This window comes from Streptomyces sp. NBC_00667 (assembly GCF_036226825.1).
In the GTDB taxonomy this organism is placed as follows: domain Bacteria; phylum Actinomycetota; class Actinomycetes; order Streptomycetales; family Streptomycetaceae; genus Streptomyces.
Genome location: NZ_CP109022.1, coordinates 3,150,415 through 3,175,773 on the forward strand (window position 1 = coordinate 3,150,415; position 25,359 = coordinate 3,175,773).

At 71.8% G+C, this 25,359-nt stretch carries 26 protein-coding genes; 12 read left to right on the forward strand and 14 right to left on the reverse strand.

Annotated features, from left to right (window positions below; translation table 11 throughout):
• Window positions 1–2: 2 nt before the first annotated feature.
• Window positions 3–680: a response regulator transcription factor gene (locus OHA81_RS14630; protein WP_329196171.1), complete on the forward strand. Its 678-nt coding sequence runs from the start codon at window positions 3–5 to the stop codon at window positions 678–680.
• 31 nt (window positions 681–711) lie between these two features.
• Here the strand turns inward: OHA81_RS14630 and OHA81_RS14635 are convergent, their stop codons facing one another.
• The 3 genes from OHA81_RS14635 to OHA81_RS14645 form a co-directional block, all read right to left on the reverse strand.
• Window positions 712–1,185, reverse strand: a complete 474-nt coding sequence (locus OHA81_RS14635) for a carboxymuconolactone decarboxylase family protein (protein WP_329196173.1) — start codon at window positions 1,183–1,185, stop codon at window positions 712–714.
• A gap of 132 nt (window positions 1,186–1,317) precedes the next feature.
• A complete protein-coding gene (locus tag OHA81_RS14640; RefSeq protein ID WP_443056546.1) occupies window positions 1,318–2,664 on the reverse strand; it encodes a PH domain-containing protein in 1,347 nt (448 codons plus the stop codon).
• A 38-nt stretch (window positions 2,665–2,702) separates the two neighbouring features.
• Entirely contained in the window at window positions 2,703–3,194 is a 492-nt protein-coding gene (locus OHA81_RS14645) for a PH domain-containing protein (RefSeq protein ID WP_329196175.1), read from the reverse strand.
• 86 nt (window positions 3,195–3,280) lie between these two features.
• On the opposite strand from OHA81_RS14645, the gene OHA81_RS14650 reads away from it, so the two are divergent.
• The 3 genes from OHA81_RS14650 to OHA81_RS14660 all read left to right on the forward strand — a co-directional run bounded on the left by OHA81_RS14650 (window position 3,281) and on the right by OHA81_RS14660 (window position 5,783).
• Complete coding sequence (locus tag OHA81_RS14650; protein WP_329196177.1) at window positions 3,281–4,423, forward strand: NADH-quinone oxidoreductase subunit D; 1,143 nt, start codon at window positions 3,281–3,283, stop codon at window positions 4,421–4,423.
• Window positions 4,424–4,580: 157 nt separating this feature from the next.
• The gene (locus OHA81_RS14655; RefSeq protein ID WP_329196178.1) at window positions 4,581–5,477 is read left to right on the forward strand and encodes an arylamine N-acetyltransferase family protein; all 897 of its coding nucleotides are present in this window, start codon (window positions 4,581–4,583) and stop codon (window positions 5,475–5,477) included.
• A gap of 90 nt (window positions 5,478–5,567) precedes the next feature.
• Complete coding sequence (locus OHA81_RS14660; RefSeq protein ID WP_190185956.1) at window positions 5,568–5,783, forward strand: hypothetical protein; 216 nt, start codon at window positions 5,568–5,570, stop codon at window positions 5,781–5,783.
• Window positions 5,784–5,806: 23 nt separating this feature from the next.
• On the opposite strand, the gene OHA81_RS14665 is transcribed toward OHA81_RS14660, so the two are convergent.
• From OHA81_RS14665 to OHA81_RS14680, 4 genes are all read right to left on the reverse strand, one after another.
• Entirely contained in the window at window positions 5,807–6,898 is a 1,092-nt protein-coding gene (locus OHA81_RS14665; RefSeq protein WP_329196182.1) for a hypothetical protein, read from the reverse strand.
• A gap of 112 nt (window positions 6,899–7,010) precedes the next feature.
• Window positions 7,011–7,991 (reverse strand): ABC transporter substrate-binding protein, encoded by a 981-nt coding sequence (locus tag OHA81_RS14670; RefSeq protein WP_329196184.1) that lies wholly within the window; start codon window positions 7,989–7,991, stop codon window positions 7,011–7,013.
• Between the two features lie 57 nt (window positions 7,992–8,048).
• Window positions 8,049–8,720 carry an ABC transporter permease gene (locus OHA81_RS14675; RefSeq protein WP_329196185.1) on the reverse strand — a complete coding sequence of 224 codons (672 nt, stop codon included), beginning with the start codon at window positions 8,718–8,720 and terminating at the stop codon, window positions 8,049–8,051.
• Between the two features lie 3 nt (window positions 8,721–8,723).
• Complete coding sequence (locus OHA81_RS14680; protein ID WP_329196188.1) at window positions 8,724–9,449, reverse strand: ABC transporter permease; 726 nt, start codon at window positions 9,447–9,449, stop codon at window positions 8,724–8,726.
• Window positions 9,450–9,620: 171 nt separating this feature from the next.
• On the opposite strand from OHA81_RS14680, the gene OHA81_RS14685 reads away from it, so the two are divergent.
• Window positions 9,621–10,583: an ABC transporter ATP-binding protein gene (locus OHA81_RS14685; protein WP_329196191.1), complete on the forward strand. Its 963-nt coding sequence runs from the start codon at window positions 9,621–9,623 to the stop codon at window positions 10,581–10,583.
• A 79-nt stretch (window positions 10,584–10,662) separates the two neighbouring features.
• Here OHA81_RS14685 and OHA81_RS14690 read toward each other — a convergent pair whose 3' ends face one another.
• A complete protein-coding gene (locus OHA81_RS14690) occupies window positions 10,663–11,772 on the reverse strand; it encodes an alpha/beta hydrolase (RefSeq protein ID WP_329196193.1) in 1,110 nt (369 codons plus the stop codon).
• A gap of 152 nt (window positions 11,773–11,924) precedes the next feature.
• Between OHA81_RS14690 and OHA81_RS14695 the strand changes: the two genes are divergently transcribed.
• The 6 genes from OHA81_RS14695 (at window position 11,925) to OHA81_RS14720 (ending at window position 16,841) form a co-directional block, all read left to right on the forward strand.
• Window positions 11,925–13,778 (forward strand): phosphatidylglycerol lysyltransferase domain-containing protein, encoded by a 1,854-nt coding sequence (locus tag OHA81_RS14695; RefSeq protein WP_329196194.1) that lies wholly within the window; start codon window positions 11,925–11,927, stop codon window positions 13,776–13,778.
• Between the two features lie 79 nt (window positions 13,779–13,857).
• Window positions 13,858–14,730, forward strand: coding sequence for a dihydropteroate synthase (folP, locus tag OHA81_RS14700; protein ID WP_329196195.1), 873 nt, complete (start codon window positions 13,858–13,860; stop codon window positions 14,728–14,730).
• 85 nt (window positions 14,731–14,815) lie between these two features.
• Window positions 14,816–15,202 carry a nuclear transport factor 2 family protein gene (locus tag OHA81_RS14705; protein ID WP_229873896.1) on the forward strand — a complete coding sequence of 129 codons (387 nt, stop codon included), beginning with the start codon at window positions 14,816–14,818 and terminating at the stop codon, window positions 15,200–15,202.
• Between the two features lie 130 nt (window positions 15,203–15,332).
• Window positions 15,333–15,692, forward strand: a complete 360-nt coding sequence (gene folB, locus OHA81_RS14710; RefSeq protein ID WP_136216387.1) for a dihydroneopterin aldolase — start codon at window positions 15,333–15,335, stop codon at window positions 15,690–15,692.
• Window positions 15,689–16,297 carry a 2-amino-4-hydroxy-6-hydroxymethyldihydropteridine diphosphokinase gene (gene folK / locus OHA81_RS14715; protein ID WP_329196198.1) on the forward strand — a complete coding sequence of 203 codons (609 nt, stop codon included), beginning with the start codon at window positions 15,689–15,691 and terminating at the stop codon, window positions 16,295–16,297. Before folB ends, folK begins: the two co-directional genes overlap by 4 nt.
• Before the next feature lie 55 nt (window positions 16,298–16,352).
• The gene (locus OHA81_RS14720; protein WP_329196200.1) at window positions 16,353–16,841 is read left to right on the forward strand and encodes a DUF3180 domain-containing protein; all 489 of its coding nucleotides are present in this window, start codon (window positions 16,353–16,355) and stop codon (window positions 16,839–16,841) included.
• Window positions 16,842–16,958: 117 nt separating this feature from the next.
• Here OHA81_RS14720 and folE read toward each other — a convergent pair whose 3' ends face one another.
• From folE to dacB, 6 genes are all read right to left on the reverse strand, one after another.
• A complete protein-coding gene (gene folE / locus OHA81_RS14725) occupies window positions 16,959–17,567 on the reverse strand; it encodes a GTP cyclohydrolase I FolE (protein ID WP_329196201.1) in 609 nt (202 codons plus the stop codon).
• A gap of 114 nt (window positions 17,568–17,681) precedes the next feature.
• On the reverse strand, window positions 17,682–19,709 hold the full coding sequence (gene ftsH, locus OHA81_RS14730) for an ATP-dependent zinc metalloprotease FtsH (RefSeq protein WP_329196202.1): 2,028 nt from the start codon (window positions 19,707–19,709) through the stop codon (window positions 17,682–17,684).
• A gap of 239 nt (window positions 19,710–19,948) precedes the next feature.
• Window positions 19,949–20,509 carry a hypoxanthine phosphoribosyltransferase gene (hpt, locus tag OHA81_RS14735; protein WP_329196204.1) on the reverse strand — a complete coding sequence of 187 codons (561 nt, stop codon included), beginning with the start codon at window positions 20,507–20,509 and terminating at the stop codon, window positions 19,949–19,951.
• Window positions 20,510–20,578: 69 nt separating this feature from the next.
• Window positions 20,579–21,601 (reverse strand): tRNA lysidine(34) synthetase TilS, encoded by a 1,023-nt coding sequence (gene tilS / locus OHA81_RS14740; protein WP_329196206.1) that lies wholly within the window; start codon window positions 21,599–21,601, stop codon window positions 20,579–20,581.
• Between the two features lie 292 nt (window positions 21,602–21,893).
• A complete protein-coding gene (locus tag OHA81_RS14745) occupies window positions 21,894–23,057 on the reverse strand; it encodes a zinc-dependent metalloprotease (RefSeq protein ID WP_329196208.1) in 1,164 nt (387 codons plus the stop codon).
• Between the two features lie 70 nt (window positions 23,058–23,127).
• Window positions 23,128–24,582, reverse strand: coding sequence for a D-alanyl-D-alanine carboxypeptidase/D-alanyl-D-alanine endopeptidase (gene dacB, locus OHA81_RS14750; protein ID WP_329196210.1), 1,455 nt, complete (start codon window positions 24,580–24,582; stop codon window positions 23,128–23,130).
• Window positions 24,583–24,710: 128 nt separating this feature from the next.
• On the opposite strand from dacB, the gene OHA81_RS14755 reads away from it, so the two are divergent.
• Window positions 24,711–25,205 (forward strand): inorganic diphosphatase, encoded by a 495-nt coding sequence (locus tag OHA81_RS14755; RefSeq protein ID WP_030031597.1) that lies wholly within the window; start codon window positions 24,711–24,713, stop codon window positions 25,203–25,205.
• Window positions 25,206–25,359 lie beyond the last annotated feature (154 nt).

A 25,359-nucleotide genomic window follows, 5' to 3' on the forward strand; every position in this document is an offset into this window, starting at 1 on the left:
TGATGTCCATCCGCGTGATGCTGGTCGACGACCAGGTCCTGCTGCGCACGGGCTTCCGCATGGTGCTGGCGGCCCAGCCGGACATGGAGGTCGTCGCCGAGGCCGGTGACGGCCTGGAGGCGCTGGAGGTGCTGCGGGCCACGAAGGTGGACGTGGTGCTGATGGACGTCCGGATGCCGAGGCTCGACGGGGTGGAGGCGACGCGGCGCATCTGCGAACCGGAGGAGCACCCCAAGGTGATCATCCTGACCACCTTCGACCTGGACGAGTACGCGTTCTCGGGCCTCAAGGCGGGCGCGAGCGGCTTCATGCTCAAGGACGTCCCGCCGGCGGAGCTGCTGGCCGCGATCCGCTCGGTGCACAGCGGCGACGCGGTGGTGGCGCCCTCGACGACCCGGCGGCTGCTGGACCGGTTCGCGCCGATGCTGCCGACCACCTCGCAGGAGCCCCGGAACAAGGAGATCGAGCGGCTGACGGAGCGGGAGCGGGAGGTCATGCTGCTGGTGGCGCAGGGCCTGTCGAACGGCGAGATCGCGGCCCGGCTGGTCCTGTCGGAGGCGACGGTGAAGACGCACGTGGGCCGCATCCTGACGAAGCTGGGCCTGCGCGACCGCGTCCAAGTGGTCGTCCTGGCCTACGAATCCGGCCTGGTCCGCGCGGGCAGCCCCCCGTCGGTCTGACCGGCCGAGGGCTGCCCGCGCCGGACGGCCCTCAGCCGAACTGGCCGGGCTGGTAGTCGCCGGCGGGCTGCTGGACGACGACGTTCAGCCGGTTGTAGGCGTTGATGAGGGCGATCAGCGACACGAGGGCGGCGAGCTGCTCCTCGTCGTAGTGCTTGGCCGCGTTCGCCCACGCCTCGTCCGTGACACCGCCCGCCGCGTCGGCGATGCGGGTCCCCTGCTCCGCCAGCTCCAGCGCGGCGCGTTCGGCCTCGGTGAACACCGTGGCCTCCCGCCACACCGCCACCAGGTGCAGGCGCAGCGGGGTCTCACCGGCGGCGGCGGCGTCCTTGACGTGCATGTCGGTGCAGAACCCGCACCCGTTGATCTGGCTCGCGCGGATCTTCACGAGTTCCTGCGTCGCGGCGGGCAGCGCCGAATCCGACACCGACTTGCCGGCCGAGTTGAGGTGCTTGAGGAACTTCCCGGCTGTCGCGTTGCCGAAGAGGTTCAAACGGGCGCTCATGGTGTTCTCCTCTGCCGTTACGGGGTTACACCGCTATGACCGGGCGGCGCGGCCCCGTGTGACAGAGGTCGATATGACGTACGTCACCTCCGCCGCGGAGGACGGGGGGCTCCGGCGGCGTCGGCGTCGGCGTCAGGTCATCCAGCGGTCCGGGCGCGCCGTGGCGCGGGAGGTGCGGGAGCGGTCCGCCTGGGCGTGGAGGAGGGCGGAGGCCTCGGGGGCCGGGCGGAGGCGGGCCGTCACCGTGCCGTTGGCGCCGGTGTCGACGTGGACGTCGGCCACGCCGTGGAGCCGCTTCCACGGACCCCGGGTGAGTCTCACGCTCTGCACCTTGGCGTGCGGAACGATCTCCGTACGGCGGCACAACAGCCCCCGCCGGGCGGCGAACACGTCCGCGGAGACGGCCACGCCGTAGCCCCGCCACCACACCGGGACCACCCAGCGCGCCCCCGCCCCCGTGGCGGGGGAGAAGCCGAGTGCCGTCAGGTCCACGCCAGGGAGCACGCGCGCGATCACCTCGTACGCGGCGGCCCGCGCGGCGACCGGCACCAGGACGTCGTTCTTCGAGCCCGCCACCGCCAGCTCCACCCGTACCCAGCCGCGCCACCGCCACAGCAGCGGCTCGACGATCCGTACGGTCTGTACCCGGCCCGGCGGCACCGTCTCGTGGGCCCGGTCCAACAGCCCGTGGTCGAGCCGCAGCCCGTCGGGGGACTCCGCGACCGTCCAGTCGTACTCGGTCAGGAACCGGCCCGCGCTGCTGCTCCAGGCCCAGCCGAGCAACGGCAGCAGGGCCGCCGCGGCCGCCCAGGGGTTGGCGCTGAACCACCACACCGCCACCGGCACGAGCAGCCCGCCGGTCACCGCCGCCAGCACGCCCAGGCTCAGCAGCAGGGAGACCACCAGCTCGCGCGGCCCGACCCGGAGCAGCGCACGCTCCGGCGCCTCGCCCAGGGCGACCGCCTCGGCCGGGGCGAAGCCGGCGGCCCGTGCGAGGAGTTCGGCGCGCAGCGCGGCGGCGTCCTTCTCGCCCAGGTATGCCAGCTCGTCCTTGTCGTCGGCGCCGATGACGTCGATCCGCAGCTTCGCGACCCCGGCGAGCCGGGCCAGCATCGGCCGCGTGACGTCCACCGCCTGGATCCGGTCGAGCCGGATGTGGGCGGTACGGCGGAAGAGGAGCCCGCTGCGGATGCGCAGCTCGGTGTCGGTGACGGCGTAGTGCGTGAACCACCAGCTCAGCAGCCCGTACGTGCCGAAGACGAGGAGCAGGGCGACGAGGAGCAGGAAGCGGAACGACACGGGCAGCTCCGTGATCCACTCCTCCGCCCGGTCGCCCTGCTGCGCGAGCGCGCCGATGACGGCCGCGATCGGGACCCAGGCGCGCAGCAGCGGGGTCAGCGGGTGCAGCCGTCGCTCGTACGCGGCTCCCGCCACCGGGACGCCCACCGCCTCCGCGGCCCCGGCGGTCGGGCCGCCCACCGCCTCCGCCGTACCCCCGGCCTCACCGCCCGCCCGGCTCACAGGCCCGCCGATCTGGCTTCGCCCAGCTCCGTCAGCCGGTCGCGCAGCCGCTCGGCCTCGCCCGGCACCAGCCCGGGGATCTTGGCGTCGGTCGCCGCGGCCGCCGTGTGCAGCTGCACGGAAGCCAGCCCGAACCGCCGCTCCAGCGGGCCGGAGGTCACCTCCACCAGCTGCATCCGGCCGTACGGCACCACCGTCTGGGCCTGCCACAGCACCCCCCGGCTGATCAGCAGGTCGTCGGCGCGCTCCGCGTACCGCCAGGACCGCCAGTTCCGCCCGAGCAGCACCCAGGCCCAGGCCGCCGCCACCAGCCACAGCGCCCCGCAGGCCGCCCACGCCGGGCCGGCCGCCAGGCCCAGGACGACCCCCGTCGCCGCCGCGAGGAGCACCGCCCAGAACCCCAGCAGGAGCCGGCGCAGCCTGAGCAGGCCGTCCGGCAGCCCCACCCAGTCGGGGCGGCTCGTCCCGCCGCTCGTCCCTGTTTCCATGGGCACAGGGTAGGGGGGTGTCCCACCGTTCGGACCGGGCCGGGCCTGACCGGTGGGACACCCCCGGAGGCTGAGACAATGCGGCCATGACGGAGACCACGGTCGGCATCGGCGGAGCGGCGGAAAGCACCGACATGGTGCTCAACATCGGACCGCAGCACCCTTCCACGCACGGCGTCCTGCGCCTGCGCCTCGTCCTGGACGGCGAGCGCATCGTCAGTGCCGAACCGGTGGTCGGGTACATGCACCGCGGCGCCGAGAAGCTCTTCGAGGCCCGCGACTACCGGCAGATCGTGATGCTGGCCAACCGGCACGACTGGCTGTCCGCGTTCTCGAACGAACTCGGCGTGGTCATGGCCGTCGAGCGGATGCTGGGCATGGAGGTCCCGGAGCGGGCCGTGTGGATGCGGACCCTGCTCGCCGAGCTGAACCGGGTACTGAACCACCTGATGTTCCTCGGGTCGTACCCGCTCGAACTCGGCGGGATCACCCCGATCTTCCACGCGTTCCGCGAGCGCGAGGAGCTCCAGGCCGTCATGGAGGAGATCTCCGGCGGCCGGATGCACTACATGTTCAACCGGGTCGGCGGCCTCAAGGAGGACCTTCCGGCCGGCTGGCTCGGCCGGGCCCGCGCCGCGATCGCCGACGTCCGCACCCGCATGGACGTCTACGACAAGCTGGTCCACGGCAACGAGATCTTCCGCGGCCGCACGCGCGGGGTCGGCGTGCTGTCGGCGGAGGCCGTGCACGCGTACGGGGTCTCCGGCCCGATCGCCCGCGCCTCCGGCGTCGACTTCGACCTGCGCCGCGACGAGCCGTACCTGGCCTACGGCGAGCTCCAGGACGTCCTCGAGGTGGTCACCCGCACCGAGGGCGACTGCCTGGCCCGCTTCGAGGTGCTGCTCGACCAGACGCACAACGCCCTCGACCTCGCCGAGGCCTGCCTGGACCGGATGGCGGAGCTGCCGCCGGGGCCGGTCAACCAGCGCCTGCCGAAGGTCCTCAAGGCGCCCGAGGGGAGCACGTACGCGTGGACCGAGAACCCGCTCGGCATCAACGGCTACTACCTCGTCTCGAAGGGCGAGAAGACGCCCTACCGGCTGAAACTGCGGTCGGCGTCCTTCAACAACATCCAGGCGCTCGCGGTGCTGCTGCCGGGACAGCTGGTCGCGGACATGGTGGCGATCCTCGGCTCGCTGTTCTTCGTGGTCGGCGACATCGACAAGTAGCGCTCGGTCGAGCGGGCGCAGACACGGGGGCGACCTGACCCGCGGACGGTCTGACGCGCGGGCGGCCTGACGTACCCGGCGACCTGACGTACCCGGGACCTGACATGCGGCACGAAAACCGGGCGGAGCAGCCCGGGGCCCGGCCTAGGGTGCCCGCATGACCTCTGGGACCTCCGCGATGTACGCCGACTACCTGCGGCGGCTGCGCGTCGCCGACCCGGGCACCCCCTCCACCGAGGGCCTGTTCGCCCTGCACCGGGCCCACGTGGAGCGCGTGCCGTTCGAGAACCTCGGGATCCAGCTCGGCCGGCCGCCCGGCATCGACCCGGAGCTGTCGGTACGCCGCCTGGCCGCGGGGACGGGCGGCTACTGCTTCCACCTCAACGGCGCGTTCTCGGCGCTCCTCGAAACCCTGGGCTACGACGTGACGCGCCACTACGGCGGCGTCGCCAAGGACCCCGCCTCGCAGGAGATCAGCGGTGACCACCTCACGCTGACCGTGCGCGTCGAGGGGGCGGAATACCTCGTGGACGTCGGGCTCGGCGACGGCCCGCACGAGCCGCTGCCGCTGCGCGAAGGCACGTACGAGCAGGGCGGTTTCCCCTACGCACTGGAGCGGCTGGAGCGGCTGGAGCGGCTGGAGCCGCGGGTTGCGGAGGGGGAGGGCGGGAGCGGGGCCGGGGGGTGGAGCCTGCACAACTCCGCCCGCCCGGCGCCCCGGATGAACTTCCGCTCCGCGCCGGCCGTGATGGCCGACTTCGCCCCCATGCACGCCTGGCTCTCGGCCGACGAGGACTCCCCCTTCGTGCGCACGCTCGTCCTGTACCGGCGTGACGCCGGGGGCATCGACGCGCTCCAGGGGCGGGTCCTGAGCCGCATCGACCCGCTCGGGGGCACGAGCAAGCGGGAGTTGTCGGACTCGGGGGAGTTCTACGAAGCCGTCGCCACCGTCTTCGGGCGGGACCTGGGCGACCTGACCCCGGCGGACCGCACGGCCCTGTGGTCGCGGGTGCTGCGCGCCCACGAGGCCTGGGCGGCGGCCCGGCCGGCCTGAGCCCGGCTCCGGCGACGGGCAGGGCCGGCCGGTGGCAGTACGGCTGCCCGTGGCGGTACGGCTGTCGGTGGCGGGGTGCAGACTGGGGGCATGTCCCACTCCCCCCGACGGGCCTGCCCCGCCTGCGGCCGCGACTGCGCCGTGACGGCCGGAAGGATCGCCCGCCACGACCCGCCCGGCGGCCGGGAGCGCGGCGGCCTGGTGTCCTGCCCCGGCTCCCGCGCCCGCGTGGTCCTCGGCGCCTCGGCCCCCACCCTGGACGGCTTCACCCTGGGGCCGCACCCGGGCCAGCTGCCGCTGTTCTGACCGCGCTCCCCCTGCGAAGGTGCCTAGGAGATCGCGGTGCGCAGCCGGGCCACGTCGACCGGCTCGGTCTCGTCGTGGGCCGTCAGGTCGATGACCTGGCCCACCGCGCGCTGTTCGGCGGTCGCCGCCTTGAACTCCGGTTCGGGGTCGCCCTGTCCGGCCGACTCCGCCTTGTGCACCGCGAGCGCCTCCGCGCCGACGACGTCCGCCAGGTCCTCGTTCTGCACGGACTCGATCACGGCGCGGGCCTGGGCGGCGTTCTTGGTGCCGAAGAAGTCGAAGCCGCCCTCGACGCGCGAAGCGGAACGCCGGGGTGCCGCATACGGGGCCACCGTCGCCGCGAGCCGCCGGGCCGGAAGCTGCGCGGTCCCGGCGCCCGCACCGGCGCCCGCATCGGCGCCCGTCTCAGCACCCGCCTCGGCGCCCGTCTCACGGTCCGCCCCACCGCCCGTCGCACGGCCGTGCGCGCCGGACCCGTCGCCCGGAGCAGCGGTCACCGCGGCCCCCGAAGCCCCCGACGCCGCGGCCCGCTGCTCCGCCTTGCGCACCAGCGCGGCCATCGCCGCGTTCGCGCGGGCGTACCCGACCGCCGTGGGCGCCCCGCTGCCGGTGCGCTCCTGCGACACCACCGGGAGTTCCTTGGGCGCGCCCGGCCCCGAAGCAGCCTCGATGGCGAGCAGCCTGCGCCGCTCCAGGGCGCTGGCGCGCTCCGTTTCGGCGGTCGCGTACCGGCGCAGCAGCGAGGCGTGTTCACCGCGCAGGCCCGCCAGTTCGACGCGCTTGGCCCGCAGCTTCGCGTCGAGCTTGGCGCGCAGCACGCGGGCTTCGTCCAGGTCGGATTCGAGCTCTGCTATCCGCTCTTCCGTCTTCCACTCGTCCTTGACCCGTTCCCGGGCGAGCTCCGCCACCCGGCGCCCGGCCGAGCGGTCCCAGGAGCGCATGACGACGGCGCCCGCCACGCCCGCGGCCGCGGTGAGGGCCACGAGCAGGCGCAGCGCCACCGGTTCCGCGAGCAGCCAGGCCGCGCCGGCACCGGCCACGGAAACACCGGCGAGGGCCGTCGGCGTGAGCAGACGGTGCAGAGGTTCTGGATTGCGGTGGCGTCCACGGGGCATGGCCTGAAATTTACAGGGCGTAGGCGTGGTGTGGGGTAGCCGCCCGGCAATCTCTTACCGGGCGGTTACCCGCCATTTCCGCACCAACCGCGTAACTGATCTTCGTACGCGGCTACTTCTTGAGCAGACCCTTGGATTCGAGGTACGCCCCGGCGACATCGGAGGCCTTCGCGCGCTCCGCGTCCACCTTCCGGTTGAGGTCGACGAGGTCGGCCGTCGTCAGCGTCTTGGTGAGCCGGTCGAGCGCGGCCGCGACCTCCGCGGAGCCGGCGTCCTTGGCGTTGACGACCGGCAGGACGTTGTCGGCGTTCTGCAGCTTCTTGTCGTCCTCCAGCAGGACCAGGCCGTAGCTGTCGAGCGTGGCGTCGGTGGTCGTGGTGAGCACGAGCTGGTCCACGCCGTCCTTGACGGCCTGCTTGGCCTGGGGGGTCCCGACACCCTTCGGGTCGACACCGGAGACCGAAATTCCGTATGTCTTCTCCAGCCCCGGCTGGCAGAAGGGGCGCACGGCGCATTCGTCGCCGGCGGCGATCTTCACCTTGAGCCCCGACTTACCGAGATCGGAAAGGCTCTTGAGGTTGTTCTTCGCGGCGAATTCCTTCGTCACCGCGAAAGCGTTCTGGTCGACCGCCGAACCCGCCGGCAGGACCTTCAGCCCGAGCGGCGTCGCGAGCTTCTCCAGCGCCGCCACCGTCGCCGTCGCATCGCTCGAGGCGACCGGCTTGTCCTTCGGCGCGTCCTTGCCGTTGACCTTGGCGTTCAGGAACTCCGCCAGGGTCGCCGCGTACTCGGGGACGACGTCTATCTCGCCCTTCTCCAGCGACGGCTCGTACAGCTCGCGGTTGTTGACCGTGGTGACGGAGGTCGAGTAGCCCGCGTCCCGCAGGACCTGCGCGTACAGCTCCGCCAGTACGTTGGACTCGGTGAAGCCGGCCGCGCCGATCACCAGCTTGCCCTTGGCGCCGCCGTCCGAGGCCGAGGACGAGCCGCCGTCCTTCGTCTTTTCCAGGCTGTCGCCGCCGCACGCGGTGAGCGATGCGGCCAGGGCGGCCACACCCAGCGCCGCGCCGAGGACGTGCAGGGACTTGCTCATGTGGTGCTCCTCCAAAGGAGTGGGGCCGACGGGAGAGATCAGGGTCGAGCGGGGCGGTCAGCGGGCCGCCGACGGGTGGCGCGGCAGCAGCCTGTCCGCCGCCACCAGCGCCCCCTCCACCAGCAGGGCCAGCAGGGCCACGAGTACGGCGCCCGCCACCACCTGCGGGGTGTTGTACGTGTTGAAACCGGCGGTGATGATCCGGCCCAGGCCGCCCTGGCCGACCATCGCCGCGATCGTGGCGGTGGCGATGACCTGGACGGCGCCCGAGCGCAGGCCCGTCATCACCAGCGCCCGGGCGAGCGGCAGTTCCACCCGCAGGAACAGCTGGACCCCGGACATGCCCATGCCCCGGGCCGCCTCGACCACCGAGCGGTCGACCTCGCGCACGCCCACGTAGGCGTTGGTCAGCAGCGGCGGGCCCGCGAACAGCACGAGCGCGATGACGGTCGGCAGATAGCCCGCGCTGCGCAGCGGCGAGACCATGAACAGGGCCAGCACCGCGAAGACCGGGACGGCCCGCCCGGCATTGGACACGTTCACCGCGAGGGCGCCGCCCTTGCCGAGGTGGCCGAGCCACAGGCCGAGTGGCAGGGCCACCGCGCAGGCGATGGCCAGCGCGATCCCGCTGACGTACACGTGCTCGCCGAGCCGGTGCCAGACGCCGTTCTCCCCCGCCCAGTTGGCGCCGTCCGCCAGCCAGTCCCACGTCCCGCCCAGTACGCCCATGACTCAGACCCCCTCGGCCGGGACCGGCACGGGAACGTCCGGGGTCGTCGCCTTGCGCGCGCGGCCCGCCCGGGTCCACGGCGTGAGCAGCCGCTGCAAGCCGAGCAGCAGCAGGTCCGCCACCAGCGCGAGCAGTACGCACAGCACGGATGCGGTGAGCACCTGCGCCTTGAAGGAGCTGTTCACGGCGGGGGCGATGAGGTTGCCCAGCCCGCCCTTGCCCACGATGGAGCCGACGGTCGTCAGGGCCACGGTCGACACGGTGGCGATCCGTACCCCGGCCAGCAACGCGGGCAGTGCCAGCGGCAGTTCCACCTGCCACAGCAGGCGGCCCGGTCCGTACCCCATCCCGCGCGCCGCTTCCCGTACGTCATCCGGCACGGCCGCCAGGCCGGCCATCACATTGCGGACCAGGATCGTCAGCGAGTACAGCACCAGCCCGGTGACGACCAGCGCCGCCGAGAGCCCGAAGAACGGCAGCAGCAGCGAGAACATCGCGAGGGACGGGATCGTGTAGAGCAGGGTGGTCAGACCGAGGACGGGAGCGGCCCAGCGGCGGCCCCGGCGGGCCAGCAGCGCGAGCGGCACCGACACGGCGAGACCGATCAGCACCGAGACGGCGGTGATCCAGACGTGCTGGACGGTGGCGTCGGTGAGTTCCTGGGAGCGGGAGGTGACGTACTCCCAGCAGAACCAGTCGTTGTCCACGAGGCAGTTCCGCTTGTCCACCCTGCCCACCCCCTCTCACCGGACGCATACGTTTTCGATCAAGGCCCCGTCGCGCGGGGGACGCGGCCGGAACCGACCATAACCCCCGGCACCGACAATGGCCGGAATCCTTCGCACGCGGGCAACACACCCTTCACACACCATGCCCCCGGAGTGAGGAAAGATGGCGGGGTGATCCGATTCGAGCACGTGACCAAGCGCTACCCCGACGGGACCACGGCCGTCGAGGACCTGTCCTTCGAGGTGGCGGAGGGTGAGCTGGTCACGCTGGTCGGCCCCTCCGGCTGCGGCAAGACGACCACCATGAAGATGGTGAACCGGCTCATCGAGCCGACCTCCGGCCGGATCCTGCTGGACGGCGAGGACGTCTCCGCCGCCGACCCCGTCGAACTGCGGCGGCACATCGGCTACGTCATCCAGCAGGTCGGGCTGTTCCCGCACAAGACGGTGCTGGAGAACACGGCCACCGTGCCCCAGCTCATCGGCACCCCCAAGGCCAAGGCCCGCGCCCGCGCCGCCGAGCTCCTCGAACTCGTCGGACTGGACCCGTCGGTGTTCGGCGACCGGTACCCGGAGCAGCTGTCGGGCGGCCAGCGCCAGCGCGTCGGCGTGGCCCGCGCGCTCGCCGCCGATCCGCCGGTTCTGCTGATGGACGAGCCGTTCGGCGCCGTGGACCCGGTGGTGCGCGAACACCTCCAGAACGAGTTCCTGGAGCTCCAGCGCACCGTGCGCAAGACGATCCTGCTGGTCACGCACGACCTGGAGGAGGCGATCCGGCTCGGCGACCGCATAGCCGTCTACGGAGCGGGCACCATCGAGCAGTTCGCCCGCCCGGCCGTGGTGCTGGCCGCGCCCGCCACCGCGTACGTGGCCTCCTTCGTCGGCGCCGACCGCGGCCTCAAGCGGCTCGCGGTCACCCCCGTGGACACGGCCGACCTGTCTCCGGCCGACGGCACCGCCCCGGCCGCCGACGTGCCGCTGGGGGCCACGCTGCGCGAGGCGCTCGCGGCGCTGCTCCAGGAGGACTCCGGCCGGATCGGGGTCACGGACCCGGACTCCGGCGCGCTGCTCGGCGTACTGACCCCCGGGGCCGTGCACCGGGCGCTGCGCCGGGCCCAGCTCCAGGAGGCGTGAACGCGAAAGGAGGGTGACCGGCCGTCAGGGCCGGTCACCCTCCTCGCTCCCCCCGCCGGAACCCCGCCGGCGGCCCACGTCAGGCCTGCATCCGGCCGCTCAGCCACACCAGCATCGGCGCGATCTCGCGGCGCCAGGTGTTGAAGTTGTGGCCGCCGCTGTCGAGGATGATCGAGGAAACCCGGTCCGAGCCCTTGACCAGCTTGATGAACTTCTTGGTGTCGCCGAGGTTGTCCTCGCCCTTCTCGCTGGTCGTGACGAGGAAGGACGTACCGGCCGGCTTCTTGTGCTCGATGCTGTGCAGGACGTCGGCGCGCTTCTTGAGCCTGTCGTCGCCCTTGAACAGGTCACCGGTCGTCGGGTCGTCGGCGGCCTGGTAGTACGCGGACAGGCCCACACCGGCGCCGAAGGTCTGCGGGTAGTGCGCGGCGATCTTCAGGGCGCAGTAGCCGCCCGTGGAGTTGCCGATGAAGCCCATGTTCTGCGGCTTCTTGCCCACCCGGAAGGTGCTCTGGATCGCCTGCGGCAGGTCCTGCGCGAAGAAGGTCTCGGTCTGCGGGCCGCCCGGGATGTCCACGCACTCCGTGTCGCGCGGGGGCGCGATCGTCGGGCGCAGCATCACGAGGATCATCGGCTGCATCTTGCCCGCTTTGGCCTGCTTGAAGGCCGTCATCGGGTAGTTCAGCCCTTTGATCAGGTTCTCGGCCGTGCCCGGGTAGCCCGTCAGCACGATGGAGGCCGGAAAGTTCTTGTTCTTGTAGTGCGGCTGGAAGTACTCCGGCGGCAGCCACACGTACCCGGGGCTCGTTATCTGCGACTTGGGGCCGGTTATGGCAACCTTCAGGATCTGACCGCCGACCTGCGGCTTGGCGCCGCCGGGCACGTCCAGGCTCTGCTTGTCGACGACCTTGATGTCCTTGGTGCTCATCGAGTGGTCGACGACCTTGCCCATGGACGTCTGCTGGCCGAACAGGTCGGCCCAAGAACCGTAGAAGAGGAAGGACTTGTTCGCCGCCAGGCCGACCGCCGCGAAGAGCGCCAGCTGGGTCACGAGCAGGAGGCCGATCCGGCCGAGCAACGCACGCCAGGTGCGGCCCGAGAGCCGCGGCCAGAACCACACGGTGGCCGCGAAGAGCAGCACACCGAGGATGATGGCCAGGACCAGAACCGTATTACTGGTGAGACCCATGAGCAGTCAGTCGACTTTCTGGTGGCAGGACTAGTTTTTCTCGACGGAAGAGTGAACCCGCTCGCCCTCGATGTCGTCCTAGGGGACGCACCACACTCCGGAGGCTGTCGCGGCCTTCGGCCATATGATCTCTCGCGGAGCAACGGGAAGCGATGTCTAGCAGGATAGATGGCGATAAGTCGGGACAGGTTCCGAAGGCGGTCCGCCGAATCTTCCGCGGACCCCAGCCGGAGTCGGTGCCCGGCCTGGTAGGTACGGCCGTCATGATCGTCGGCCTTCTGGACATCGCGGCGGGTGTCTTCCCGCGATTCCGGCACAGCCGGTTCCACTCGTTCACCGAGGTGCTGCCCGGCTCCCTGGGTCCGTTCGCCGCCGCGCTGTCCATCAGCGCGGGCGTACTGATCCTGCTGCTGGCCCACGGCCTCAAGCGGCGCAAGCGGCGTGCCTGGCGGGCCGCGGTGGTCCTGCTGCCCGCGGGCGCGGTGGCGCAATTCACATACCGGCACTCCGTCATCGGCGTGGTCATCGCGGCGGTGCTCCTGGCCCTGCTGCTGCGCCACCAGAGTGAGTTCAAGGCGCTCCCGGACCCGCGCAGCCGCTGGAAGGCGCTGGCCAACTTCGTCCTGATGAGCGCCGGCTCCATCAGCCTCGGCCTGGTCATCGTCAACGTCCACCCGAACAAGGTCGTCGGCAACCCGAGCCTGTACGAGCAGATCACGCACGTCGTCTACGGGCTCTTCGGCTTCGAGGGCCCGGTCGAGTACGCCGGACGCGTCTCCTGGACCGTCGGCTACTCCCTCGGCGCGCTCGGCATGCTGACCGCGGTCACCACCATCTACCTGGCCTTCCGCCCCGAGCACCCGGCCGCCCGGCTCACCGCCGACGACGAGACCAAGCTGCGCGAGCTGCTGGCCAAGCACGGCGGCCGCGACTCGCTCGGCCACTTCGCGCTGCGCCGCGACAAGGCCGTCGTCTTCTCCCCCAGCGGCAAGGCCGCCGTCACCTACCGCGTCGTCTCCGGCGTGATGCTCGCCTCCGGCGACCCGGTCGGCGACGTCGAGGCCTGGCCCGGCGCCATCGAGCGGTTCATGGAGGAGGCCAAGGCCCACTCCTGGACCCCCGCCGTCGTGGGATGCAGCGAGACCGGCGGCGAGGTCTGGACCCGTGAGACCGGCCTGGACGCCCTGGAACTCGGTGACGAGGCGATCGTCGACGTCAAAGACTTCTCCCTCGCCGGACGCGCCATGCGCAACGTCCGCCAGATGGTCAAGCGCATCGAACGCAACGGCTACACCACCAAGGTCCGCCGGGTCAGCGAGCTGACCGAGGAGGAGCTGGAGCAGGTCCGCGGCGCCGCCGAGGCCTGGCGCGGCACCGACACCGAGCGCGGCTTCTCCATGGCGCTGGGCCGGGTCGGCGACCCGGGCGACGGGGACTGCTTCATCGCCACCGCGCACCGCGTGGAGGAGGGCGACACCAGCCCCTTCGGCGACCTCAAGGCCATCCTGCACTTCGTCCCCTGGGGCAAGGACGGCATGTCCCTGGAGCTGATGCGCCGCGACCGCGCGGCCGACCCCGGCATGAACGAACTGTTGATCGTCGCCGCCCTCGGGGCCTGCCCGGAGCTCGGCATCGAGAAGGTCTCCCTGAACTTCGCGATGTTCCGCGCGGCCCTGGCCCGCGGCGAGAAGATCGGCGCCGGACCGGTGCTGCGGATGTGGCGCGGCCTGCTGGTCTTCCTGTCGCGCTGGTTCCAGATCGAGTCCCTGTACAAGTTCAACGAGAAGTTCCGCCCGCGCTGGGAACCCCGCTTCATGGTCTACCGGCAGACCCGCGACCTGCCCCGCATCGGCTTCGCCGTGATGCAGGCCGAGGGCTTCGTGACGCTGGCCCTGCCCCGGCTCTTCGCGAGCCGCCGCCCGCCCAAGCAGGTCCGCCCCTGCGCCCACACGGACGGTGCGGCGGTACCGGCCCAGCCCGGCGAGCGCGAGGTGCAGGCCGCGTAGCCGGTACGTCCTGCTCGCGCGCCCCCAGGGCCCGTCCCCGTACGCCGAACGGCCGGGGCACGGGCCCTACCCTTGAGCTATGAACACCAACCACGGGGCCACCGCCAGGGGCCGGGTGACGGGCCTGCCGGAGTGGGACCGCTGCGGGGTCATGGGCGTCGTGAACGTCACCCCCGACTCCTTCTCCGACGGCGGCCGCTGGTTCGACACCACCGCCGCCGTCAAGCGCGGGCTCGACCTCGTCGCCCAGGGCGCCGACCTGGTCGACGTCGGCGGGGAGTCCACCCGGCCCGGCGCCAGCCGCGTCGACGCCGAGGAGGAGCTGCGCCGCGTCGTCCCCGTCGTGCGCGGCCTGGCCGCCGAGGGGATCGTCGTCTCCGTCGACACCATGCGCGCGGAGGTCGCGGCCCAGGCCGTCGCCGCCGGTGCGCGGCTGGTCAACGACGTCAGCGGCGGGCTCGCCGATCCCGGCATGATCCCGGCGGTGGCCGCCGCGGAGGTGCCGTTCGTGGTCATGCACTGGCGCGGTTTCAGCGCCGGCATGAACAGCCTCGCCGTCTACGGGGACGTCCTCGCCGAGGTCACCGCCGAGCTGCGGGACCGCATCGACGCAGTCATCGCCGGCGGCATCGCGCCCGAGCGCCTCGTGGTCGACCCCGGCCTGGGCTTCGCGAAGAACGCCGAGCACGACCTGGCCCTCGTCGCCCACCTGCGCGAGCTGCGGGAGCTGGGCTTCCCGCTGCTGGTCGCCGCCTCGCGGAAGCGTTTCCTCGGACGGGTCCTCGCGGGGCCCGGGGGCGGCACCCCGCCGCCCGCCCGCGAGCGGGACGCCGCCACGGCCGCCGTGTCCGCCATCGCCGCCCACCAGGGCGCCTGGGCGGTACGGGTCCACGAGGTACGGGCGAGCGCCGACGCGGTTCGGGTGGCCCGCGCCGTGGAAGGGGCACTGTGATCCGTCAGACCGACCGGGAAGGGGCACGGTGAGCCGTACCGACATCGAGGCCGTCGAAGAGATCAACACCGCCTTCTACGAGGCCATGGAGCAGGGGGACTTCGACGCACTGTCGGCACTCTGGCTGGAGGACGAGATCTCCTGCGTGCACCCCGGCTGGCCGGTGCTCTCCGGCCGCGGCGAGGTGCTGCGCTCGTACGCCCTGATCATGTCCCACACGGAGTACATCCAGTTCTTCCTCACCGACACCAAGGTGGCCGTGCTCGGCGACACCGCGCTGGTCACCTGCACCGAGAACATCCTCAGCGGCGGCCCCGCGGAGGACGGCGGGGAGCTGGGTCCGCTGGTCGGTCAGCTGGTCGTCGCCACGAATGTGTTCCGACGCACATCCGAGGGCTGGCGCCTGTGGTCCCACCACGGATCCCCCGTCCTTACGGACTCCGAAGATGAGGACGAAGAGGACACCGACTGACCCCATGGGCGGGGCCGGAGGTTTATCGCAGGTAAATTCGAAGGTGGACGACGCCGACCGCACTCGGCGCAGGACCATGGCCCCGGGGAGTCCCGGGGCCGGAAGCACCTACGAAACAGGAGTGATTCGCGTGGATCGTGTCGCGCTGCGCGGCCTCAAGGCTCGCGGGCACCACGGCGTCTTCCCCCGGGAACGCGAAGAAGGCCAGACCTTCATCGTCGACCTGGTGCTGCACATCGACGCCCGTCCCGCGGCGGCCGACGACGACCTGGCCAAGACCGTGCACTACGGGGTGGTGGCCGAGGAAGTCGTCGACGTGGTCCAGGGAGAGCCGGTCGACCTGATCGAGACCCTCGCCGAGCGGATCGCCCAGCAGTGCCTCAAGCACGAAGCGGTGGCGCAGGTCGAGGTCGTCGTCCACAAGCCGGACGCGCCGATCACCGTCCCCTTCGACGACGTGACCATCACGATCACCCGGAGCCGCGCATGAACAACGGACTCAGCGCCCAGAGCGACCCGACCGTCCAGCCCGTTCCCGCCTCGGTGGTGGAAGCAGTCGACGCGGCGGACACGACGCTGTCCAACCCGAAATGGGCCGTCATCGCGCTCGGCGCGAACCTCGGCAACCGGCTGGAGACCCTCCAGGGCGCCATCGACGCCCTCGGCGACACCCCGGGCCTGCGGGTCAAGGGCGTCTCGCCCGTCTACGAAACCGAGCCGTGGGGCGTCGCGCCCGGCTCCCAGCCCTCGTACCTGAACGCGGTCGTCACCGTGAAGACCACGCTGCCCCCCTCCTCCCTGCTGGAGCGCGGGCACGCCATCGAGGAGGCCTTCGACCGCGTCCGCGAGGAGCGCTGGGGGCCGCGCACGATCGACGTCGACATCGTCGCGTACGCCGATGTCGTCTCGGACGACCCCGTCCTGACCCTCCCCCACCCGCGGGCCCACCAGCGGGCCTTCGTGCTCGCGCCGTGGCACGACATCGACCCCGAGGCCCAGCTCCCGGGCCGTGGAGCGGTCTCCGCACTGCTGGCCGGAATCGGCCTCACCGGCGTCGCGCCGCGCCCGGACCTGGAACTCCACCTCCCCGAGTAGTCGTTAGCCTGTTCACTGCTGACGAAAAGCGGCTCAGAAAGCGGGGAACGGGCACGTGAAGCAACTGAGGCCGGCGGTCCTGGCGGGCATCTTCGTGGTCGCCGGGGTGCTGTCCTGGGCGGGCGCCCGGCTGTGGAACACCTACGGCACCCTGCCGGGCGTCCCGCTGGCCGCGCCGATCGTCCTCGCGGTGATCGCGGTGATCCTCTTCGCGACGGGGCTCTCGATGCGCAGCCGGCTCAAGGCGCAGCGCGAGCGCCGGCCGGGAGCCAAGGGCGTCGAGCCGTTGATGGCGGCCCGAGCGGTGGTGTTCGGGCAGGCCAGCGCCCTGGTCGCGGCCCTGGTGGCAGGCATGTACGGGGGCGTCGGCGTGTTCTTGCTGACCGACTCCCTCGACGTCCCCGTCCGCCGCGACCAGGCCTGGTACGCGGGCGGCTCCGTCCTGGCTGGCGCGGCGGTCATCGCCGCGGCCCTGTTCCTGGAGCACGTCCTGAAACTCCCCGAGGACGACGACACCACCCCACAGTCCCAGGCCCGCGCCTGACGCCCCGCCGGGGCCCGCTCCGTACGCGGGACCCGGCCGCTCGGGCGCGACGTGGCCGGCCCCGCGCTCAGCGGCTCCCGGGCGCGTTCGGGCACGGCCGGCGGTCAGTGCACCGGGTCAGCGGGCCATGATGAGGCTCATCGCCTCGTTGCGGGTGGCCGAGTCGCGGAGCTGGCCGCGGACCGCCGAGGTGATGGTCTTCGCGCCGGGCTTGCGGACACCGCGCATGGTCATGCACATGTGCTCGCACTCGATGACCACGATGACGCCGCGCGGCTCCAGGATCTCCATGAGCGAGTCCGCGACCTGCGTCGTCAGCCGCTCCTGCACCTGCGGACGGCGGGCGTACACGTCCACGAGGCGGGCGAGCTTCGACAAGCCGGTGATCTTGCCGTCCGTGGACGGGATGTAGCCGACGTGCGCCACGCCGTGGAAGGGCACCAGGTGGTGCTCGCAGGAGCTCATCACCTCGATGTCCTTCACCAGGACCATCTCGTCGTGGCCGAGGTCGAAGGTCGTCGTCAGGACCTCCTCCGGCTTCTGCCACAGGCCGGCGAATATCTCCCTGTACGAGCGCGCCACCCGGGCCGGCGTCTCCAGCAGACCCTCACGGTCGGGATCCTCACCGACCGCGATCAGGAGCTCGCGCACGGCCGCCTCGGCGCGCTTCTCGTCGAACGCGCCGATCGTGCCCTCGCCACCGGTCAGGGTCACTGGGTCGGTCATGTCTTCCTCGTTCCTGTGTGCACAGCGCTCGCGGGCATGTGAAAGTGCCGCGCCCCCCAAGGCTAGAACCTGGGGGGCGCGGCATGCATTCCGGGGCCCGTCGGGCCGCACCGACTACTCGGCGCGGTCCTCCGGAGCGACCTCGGGGGCCTTCTCCACCGACACCGCGGGGGACGCCGCCGAGGCGCCGTTCGCCGAGTTCGTCAGCTGGAGCTCCTTGGGAGAGAGCACCGGCGGACGGGTGGAGGGGGTACGGCGGGCGGAACCGGTCCACGCCGGACGGGCCGGGCGCTTCACGATCGTGGAGAAGATCTCCGCGATCTCCTCCTTGCCCAGCGTCTCCTTCTCCAGCAGCGCCAGCACGAGGTTGTCCAGGACGTCCCGGTTCTCGACCAGGATCTCCCAGGCCTCGTTGTGCGCGGTCTCGATGAGCTTCTTGACCTCTTCGTCGACCAGCGCCGCGACCTCTTCCGAGTAGTCCCGCGGGTGCGACATCTCGCGGCCCAGGAACGGCTCGGTGTTGTCGCCGCCGAACTTGATCGCGCCCAGCCGCTCGGTCATCCCGTACTGGGTGACCATGGCCCGCGCGGTGGCGGTGGCCTTCTCGATGTCGTTCGCCGCGCCCGTGGTCGGGTCGTGGAAGACCAGTTCCTCGGCCGCGCGCCCGCCCAGCATGTACGCGAGCTGGTCGAGCATCTCGTTGCGCGTGGTCGAGTACTTGTCCTCGTCGGGCAGGACCATGGTGTAACCCAGGGCCCGGCCGCGGGACAGGATGGTGATCTTGTGGACCGGGTCGGAGTTCGGGGAGGCCGCCGCGACCAGGGCGTGACCGCCCTCGTGGTACGCGGTGATCTTCTTTTCCCGGTCCGACATGATCCGGGTCCGCTTCTGCGGGCCCGCCACGACGCGGTCGATCGCCTCGTCCAGCATGTGGTTGTCGATCAGCTTCTTGTTCGAGCGGGCCGTGAGCAGCGCGGCCTCGTTCAGAACGTTGGAGAGATCGGCACCCGTGAAGCCGGGGGTGCGACGGGCGACGGCCGAGAGGTCGACGTCCGGAGCGACCGGCTTGCCCTTCTGGTGGACCTTGAGGATCTCCAGACGGCCCTGCATGTCCGGACGGTCGACCGCGATCTGCCGGTCGAAGCGGCCCGGGCGCAGCAGCGCCGGGTCGAGGATGTCGGGACGGTTCGTGGCGGCGATCAGGATGACGCCGCCCTTCACGTCGAAGCCGTCCATCTCGACCAGCAGCTGGTTGAGGGTCTGCTCGCGCTCGTCGTGACCGCCGCCGAGACCCGCACCGCGGTGCCGGCCGACGGCGTCGATCTCGTCGACGAAGACGATCGCCGGCGCGTTGGCCTTGGCCTGCTCGAACAGGTCGCGGACGCGCGAGGCGCCGACACCGACGAACATCTCGACGAAGTCGGAACCGGAGATCGAGTAGAAGGGAACACCGGCCTCGCCCGCGACGGCACGCGCGAGCAGGGTCTTGCCGGTGCCGGGCGGGCCGTAGAGCAGCACGCCCTTGGGGATCTTGGCACCGACGGCCTGGAACTTCGCCGGCTCCTGGAGGAACTCCTTGATCTCGTGGAGTTCCTCGACGGCCTCGTCGGAGCCCGCGACATCGGCGAACGTCGTCTTCGGGGTGTCCTTGGTGATGAGCTTGGCCTTGGACTTCCCGAAGTTCATCACCCGGGAGCCGCCGCCCTGCATCTGGTTCATCAGGAACAAGAAGACGACGACGATGAGGACGAACGGGAGCAGCGAGAACAGCACGCTCAGGAACGGGCTGGTCTTGTCCGGCGAGACGGTGTACCCGTCGGTGATCTGACCGGCTTCGTACTTGGTCTGGAGGTTCTGGGCGAGCTGGACGCCCTGGTCCCCGATGTAGTTGGCCTGGAACTTGGTGCCGTCGTTGTTGCCGAGCTTCTGGTCCTTCTTGAGCTCGATCTTGATCATCTGGCTGTCACCGGTGGTGAGCTTGGCGCTCTGCACCTGGCCACTGTTGATCGCCTTGATGACCTCGCTGGTCTCCACCGACTTGTAGCCGCCGCCGGAGCCGACGACGTTCATCAACACGACCACGGCGAGGACGGCCAGCACGATCCACATGACCGGCCCACGGAAGTATCGCTTCACGTCCATCCATACGGGGCGCTAGGCGCCCCGTCCCTCCTGCCCGTAGGTAAATGCTGCTGTGAGTAAAGACTGTTCTTCGGAATGTACCCCTGAATTGTCACCCGCGGCCTCGTGGGACGGCTGACAGTCCCGTCTTCCCCTGGTCCAACGGCGGGAAGCGCCGCCAGGTTCCCCGGGGCCCACAGGTTTCCCATGGGTTCCCCGGGGGCGGGGGTACGGGGTTCACCGCACGGCCCGTGGGCCGGTCAGCCGCCGTAGACGTGCGGGGCGAGCGTGCCGACGAAGGGCAGGTTGCGGTACTTCTCCGCGTAGTCCAGGCCGTACCCGACCACGAACTCGTTCGGGATGTCGAAGCCGACCCACCGGACGTCGATGGCGACCTTCGCGGCGTCGGGCTTGCGCAGCAGCGTGACGACCTCCAGGGAGGCCGGCTCGCGCGAGCCCAGGTTCGACAGCAGCCACGACAGGGTCAGGCCCGAGTCGATGATGTCCTCGACGATCAGGACGTGCTTGCCCTTGATGTCGGTGTCCAGGTCCTTGAGGATCCGCACGACGCCGGACGACTGGGTCCCGGCGCCGTAGGAGGACACCGCCATCCAGTCCATGGTGAGCGGGGTGGACAAGGCGCGCGCCAGGTCCGCCATCACCATCACGGCGCCCTTGAGCACACCGACGATGAGCAGGTCCTTGCCCGCGTACTCCGCGTCGATCTTCGCAGCCAGCTCCGCCAGCTTCGCGTCGATCTCTTCCTTGGTGATGAGCACCGACTGGAGGTCGTCGCCCATGTCCTTTACGTCCACCCGCATCACTTTCGTCGTCGGCCGGGACTCCGGAGGTGGGTGCCCCCGGAGGACTCAGCCGCGTTTCAGCACCAATCAGCCCTGCCGGATGACAAGTCTGCCACCCTGCCGCTGGGCCTCGACCCGGCCGGGCAGGTTGATGGCGCCCTGACCGCGCCATCCGGTGATGAGTCGGTCGACTTCCTCGATGTGGCGGGCGAAGAGCGAGCCGGCGGGAGACCCCGCGGCGACCACGGCCCGGCGCAGGACGCGGCGGCGGACGGCCGGGGGCAGGGCGTACAGCTTCGCGCACTCCAGGCGGCCGTCCTCGTCGCGCACGCGGGTCTCCGCGTCGGCGGCCCAGGCGTCCAGGGCGTCGGCATCGTCGCGGGAGAGCTGGGCGGTACGGGCGAGCGCCTCGACGACGCCCTTGCCGAGCGCCTTCTCGAGGGCGGGCAGCCCCTCGTGGCGCAGCCGGGAGCGGGTGTAGGCGGGGTCGGCGTTGTGCGGGTCGTCCCAGACGGGGAGGGACTGGACCATGCAGGCCTTGCGGGCGGTCTGCCGGTCGATGTGGAGGAACGGGCGCCGGTAGCGGTGGCTGCGGCCGGTGCCGCCGGACACTTCCGCCATGCCGGACAGCGAGCGGATGCCGGAGCCCCGGGCGAGGCCCAGCAGGACGGTTTCGGCTTGATCGTCACGCGTGTGGCCGAGCAGCACGGCGACCGCCCCGAGCCGGCCGGCGGCCTCGTCCAGCGCGGCGTAACGGGCATCGCGGGCGGCGGCCTCGGGCCCGCCGTCGCGGCCGACGCGCACGGCGACGGACTCCACCGGGTCCAGGCGGAGCGCGGTCATGCGGGAGACGACCTCGGCGGCACGCAGGTCGGAGCCGGCCTGGAGGCCGTGGTCGACGGTGACCCCGCCGGCCCGGACGCCGAGCTTGGGGGCCTCGAAGGCGAGGGCGGAGGCGAGCGCCATGGAGTCGGCGCCGCCCGAGCAGGCGACGAGGACGAGCGGCGCGGCGCCGTCCCGGTCCGCCGGGTCTGTCAGGTCGGTCAGGATGTCGTGGAGTACGCGGCGGACCGCCAGGCGTATCGCCGCGACCGCAGGATGGGGACCCATGTCCGGTGCCCTTCGTGGAGTTCGGATGCCTCGGAGGCGTGGGGGTGGTGCGCAGGGGTGTCCTCGGTCCGCCCGGTATCGGTGGCGGCCCCCCGCGGGGAACCGCCCCTCATGCCGGCCGCCACTCCGAATGTCACTCAGAGTGCGTCGATGGTGACAGAACCGAGCCGTTCCCTGAGCATCGCACGCCCTTCCACGGCCCACGGTCCCTCGGAAGGGTGATGCTGCTTCCCCCAACGAGACAAGTTCACACCTGCCCGACGCGGCAATGCGCCCCGCGCCGTGCGCGTGTTCACGCCCCTTCGCTCCCGTCGCGCCCCTCGCTCCCCTTGCGGTGGACGCGGGCCACCCAGTCCGCGGGCTTGGCGATCTCGGCCTTGGTGGGCAGCGTGTTCGGGGAGGTCCAGACCCGGTTGAAGCCCTCCATCCCGACCTGGCCGACGACGGCGCGGACGAACCGTTCGCCGTCCCGGTACTGGCGCATCTTCGCGTCGAGGCCCAGCAACTTGCGCAGCGCGGCGTCGAGGTGGCCCGCCCCGCTGGCCCGGCGCTGCTGGAACTTCTCCCTGATCTCGGCCACCGAGGGCACCACTTCCGGGCCCACCCCGTCCATCACGAAGTCGGCGTGGCCCTCCAGCAGCGACATCACGGCGGTGAGCCGGGCCAGCACCTCACGCTGCTCGGGGGTCTGCACCAGGTCGACCAGCGACCGGCCCTCGTCACCCCGCTCGGAGTCGGGCCGGGCACCGGCGAAGGACTGGGCGGCCTCGCGGAGCCGCTCCAGCACCGTCATCGGGTCCATCTCGGTCGCTCCGAGGAACGTCTGGATCTCGCCCTCCAGGTGGGCGCGCAGCCACGGGACGGCCGTGAACTGCGTACGGTGGGTCTCCTCGTGCAGGCACACCCACAGCCGGAAGTCGTGCGGGTTCACCTCCAGCTCCCGCTCGACGTGCACGATGTTCGGGGCGACGAGCAGCAGCCGTCCGCCGCTCAGGGCCGAGCCCGGCAGGTCGAGCGTCGCGGGCGCGAAGGTCTCGTACTGGCCGAGCACCCGGGAGGCCAGGAAGCTCAGCAGCATGCCCAGCTCGACGCCCGTGACCTTGCCGCCGACCGCGCCGAAGACGGCGCCGCCGGTGGAGTTGCCGCGGCGCTCCCGCATCTTGCCGAGCAGCGGGGCCAGCAGCTCCCGGAAGCCGGCCACGTTGGCCCGCACCCAGCCCGCCCGGTCGACGACCAGGACGGGCGTGTCGTGGACGGTGGTCCCCTCGGGCAGCGCGCCCATCATCCGGGTGAAGTCGCGCACGTGCCGTTCCGACGTCCTGGCGTGCCCGCGCAGCTCCGCCACCACGGCCCGGGCCTCGTCCCTGCTGACCTCCGGGCCGGGCCGGACCAGCCGGGTCGCGGTCGCCACCGCGAGGTTCCAGTCGACCATCTCCGCACCACCGATGCTCGTCATGCGTCAACCGTACGTGGACCGGCCCGTCCGCGGGATCCCCCCGGCCGCGGCCGGCCGCGGGCCGCCCCGGCTACGGTGTGGCCGCCACCGCGGCCGCGAGCTTGTCCAGGCCCCGCTCGGCGGTCGGGCCGTCGGGGCCGTTCGCGCTCAGGAACGCGAAGGCCAGCAGCCGCCCCGAGGGGGCCACGACGGTCCCGGCGAGGGCGTTCACGCCGCTCAGGGTCCCCGTCTTGGCCCTGACCAGGCCGGCGGCCTGGGAGCCGCCCGTGTTGCGGGTGCGCAGGGTGCCGGTGAATCCGGCGACCGGGAGTCCGGTCAGGACCGGGCGCAGCTCCGGCCGCTGCGGGTCGGCGGCGCGGACGAGGAGGCCGGTGAGCAGGCTGCTGCTGACCTTGTCGGCCCGGTTGAGGCCGCTGCCGTCGGCGAAGCGCGCGCCGGCGGTGTCGACGCCGAGGGAGGCGAGCTTGGCGGTCACCGCCTTCTCGGCGCCCTCGAAGCTGGCGGGCTGGCCGGAGGCGATGGCCGTCTGGCGGGCGAGGGCCTCGGCGATGTCGTTGTCGCTGTTGGTCAGCATCCGCTCGACGAGGCCGCCGAGCGGCGCGGACAAGGTGGTGGCCAGTGGCCGGGCGCCCGCGGGCGCCTTGTCCCTCGCCGGGTCGGCGGTGACCTTGATGCCGCGTTCCTTCAACAGGGCGGCGAAGGCGCGGGCGGTGTCCTGGGCGGGGTCCTTGCTCCGCTCGACGGGACCCGAGGGCGATTCGCCGGGCCGGCCCTCGTCGGCCATGAGGGCGGTGACGGGGGCGAGGTTGTCGTTCTCGCCGATCGGGTGGCGGACCGGGCCGCTGTAGAGGGAGTCGTCGTAGCCCAGGGTCACCGAGTCCGTGCCGGCTGCCTTGAGCGCCTGGGCGGTGTCGGCGGCGAGCGCGACGAGGCTGCCGCCGGACCCGGCGGGGCTCTTCTTCATCGCGGTGAGCGAGGGGTCGCCGCCGCCGACGAGGACGACCTGCCCGGGTGCGGCTGCGGGGACCACCGTGGTGCGGATCCGGTACTCGGGCCCCAGGGCGGCCAGGGCGGCCGAAGCGGTGGCGATCTTGACGGTGGAGGCGGGGGTCATGGCGTCGCGCGGCCCGGACTCGTACAGCACCTCGCCCGTCGCCGCGTCCACGACCGAGGCGGTACGGGCGGTGCCGAGGACGGGATCGGCCAGCAGGGGCTCCAGCGCGGCCGCCAGAGCGCCGGGGTCGGGCGCTCCCGCCTTGCGGGCGACGCCCGGGCCGATCCCGGCGAGCACGCCGGGCGCGCTCGGGGCGGCCTGCGGGAGCGAGCCCGCCGCGTGATCTGCGCCACCCATGAGGCTCCAGGAGGCGGCCCTGTCCCGCTCGGCCTTACGCTGGCCGGAGTCCCATGGACCCGCGGCGGCCACCGTCACGGCCGACAGGGCGAGGCCGGCGACGGCCGACCCCGCGATGAGCTGCCACGTCTTGACCGGAGGCACCTCGGACCAGCCCCTTTCGCGATCACACATATGCGTGAGGGACACTTAACCATTGCGTCTTGCCGCGAGCATGGCACCCACCCGGTTGGGCTGGGCCGGACGGGCGCGCTGAATCAATGCAGTCTCGAAGCATGAAGCTGATCATGGAGGAGCAGGACGTGGAGTTCGACGTCACCATCGAGATCCCCAAGGGTTCGCGGAACAAGTACGAGGTGGACCACGAGACCGGCCGGATCCGTCTGGACCGTCGCCTGTTCACCTCCACCAGCTACCCGGCGGACTACGGCTTCGTCGAGAACACCCTCGGCGAGGACGGCGACCCGCTGGACGCGCTGGTCATCCTCGACGAGCCGACCTTCCCGGGCTGCCTGATCAAGTGCCGCGCGATCGGCATGTTCCGCATGACGGACGAGGCGGGCGGCGACGACAAGCTGCTGTGCGTGCCGGCCTCCGACCCGCGCGTCGAGCACCTGCGCGACATCCACCACGTCTCCGAGTTCGACCGCCTGGAGATCCAGCACTTCTTCGAGGTCTACAAGGACCTGGAGCCGGGCAAGTCGGTCGAGGGCGCCAACTGGGTGGGCCGCGCCGAGGCCGAGGCCGAGATCGAGGCCTCGTACAAGCGCCTGGAGGCCCAGGGCGGCCACCACTGAGCCCTGTGCTCGGACGTGGGTGAGCGGGACGTCCCGTCACCCCTGTGACACCGCGGGCGGTGCCCCCCGAAGGGGGCGCCGCCCGTCGTCGTGTCCGGGTCCGGGTCCGGGTCCGGGTCCGGGTCCGGGCAACGGGTACCGCCCGGCGCCCGGT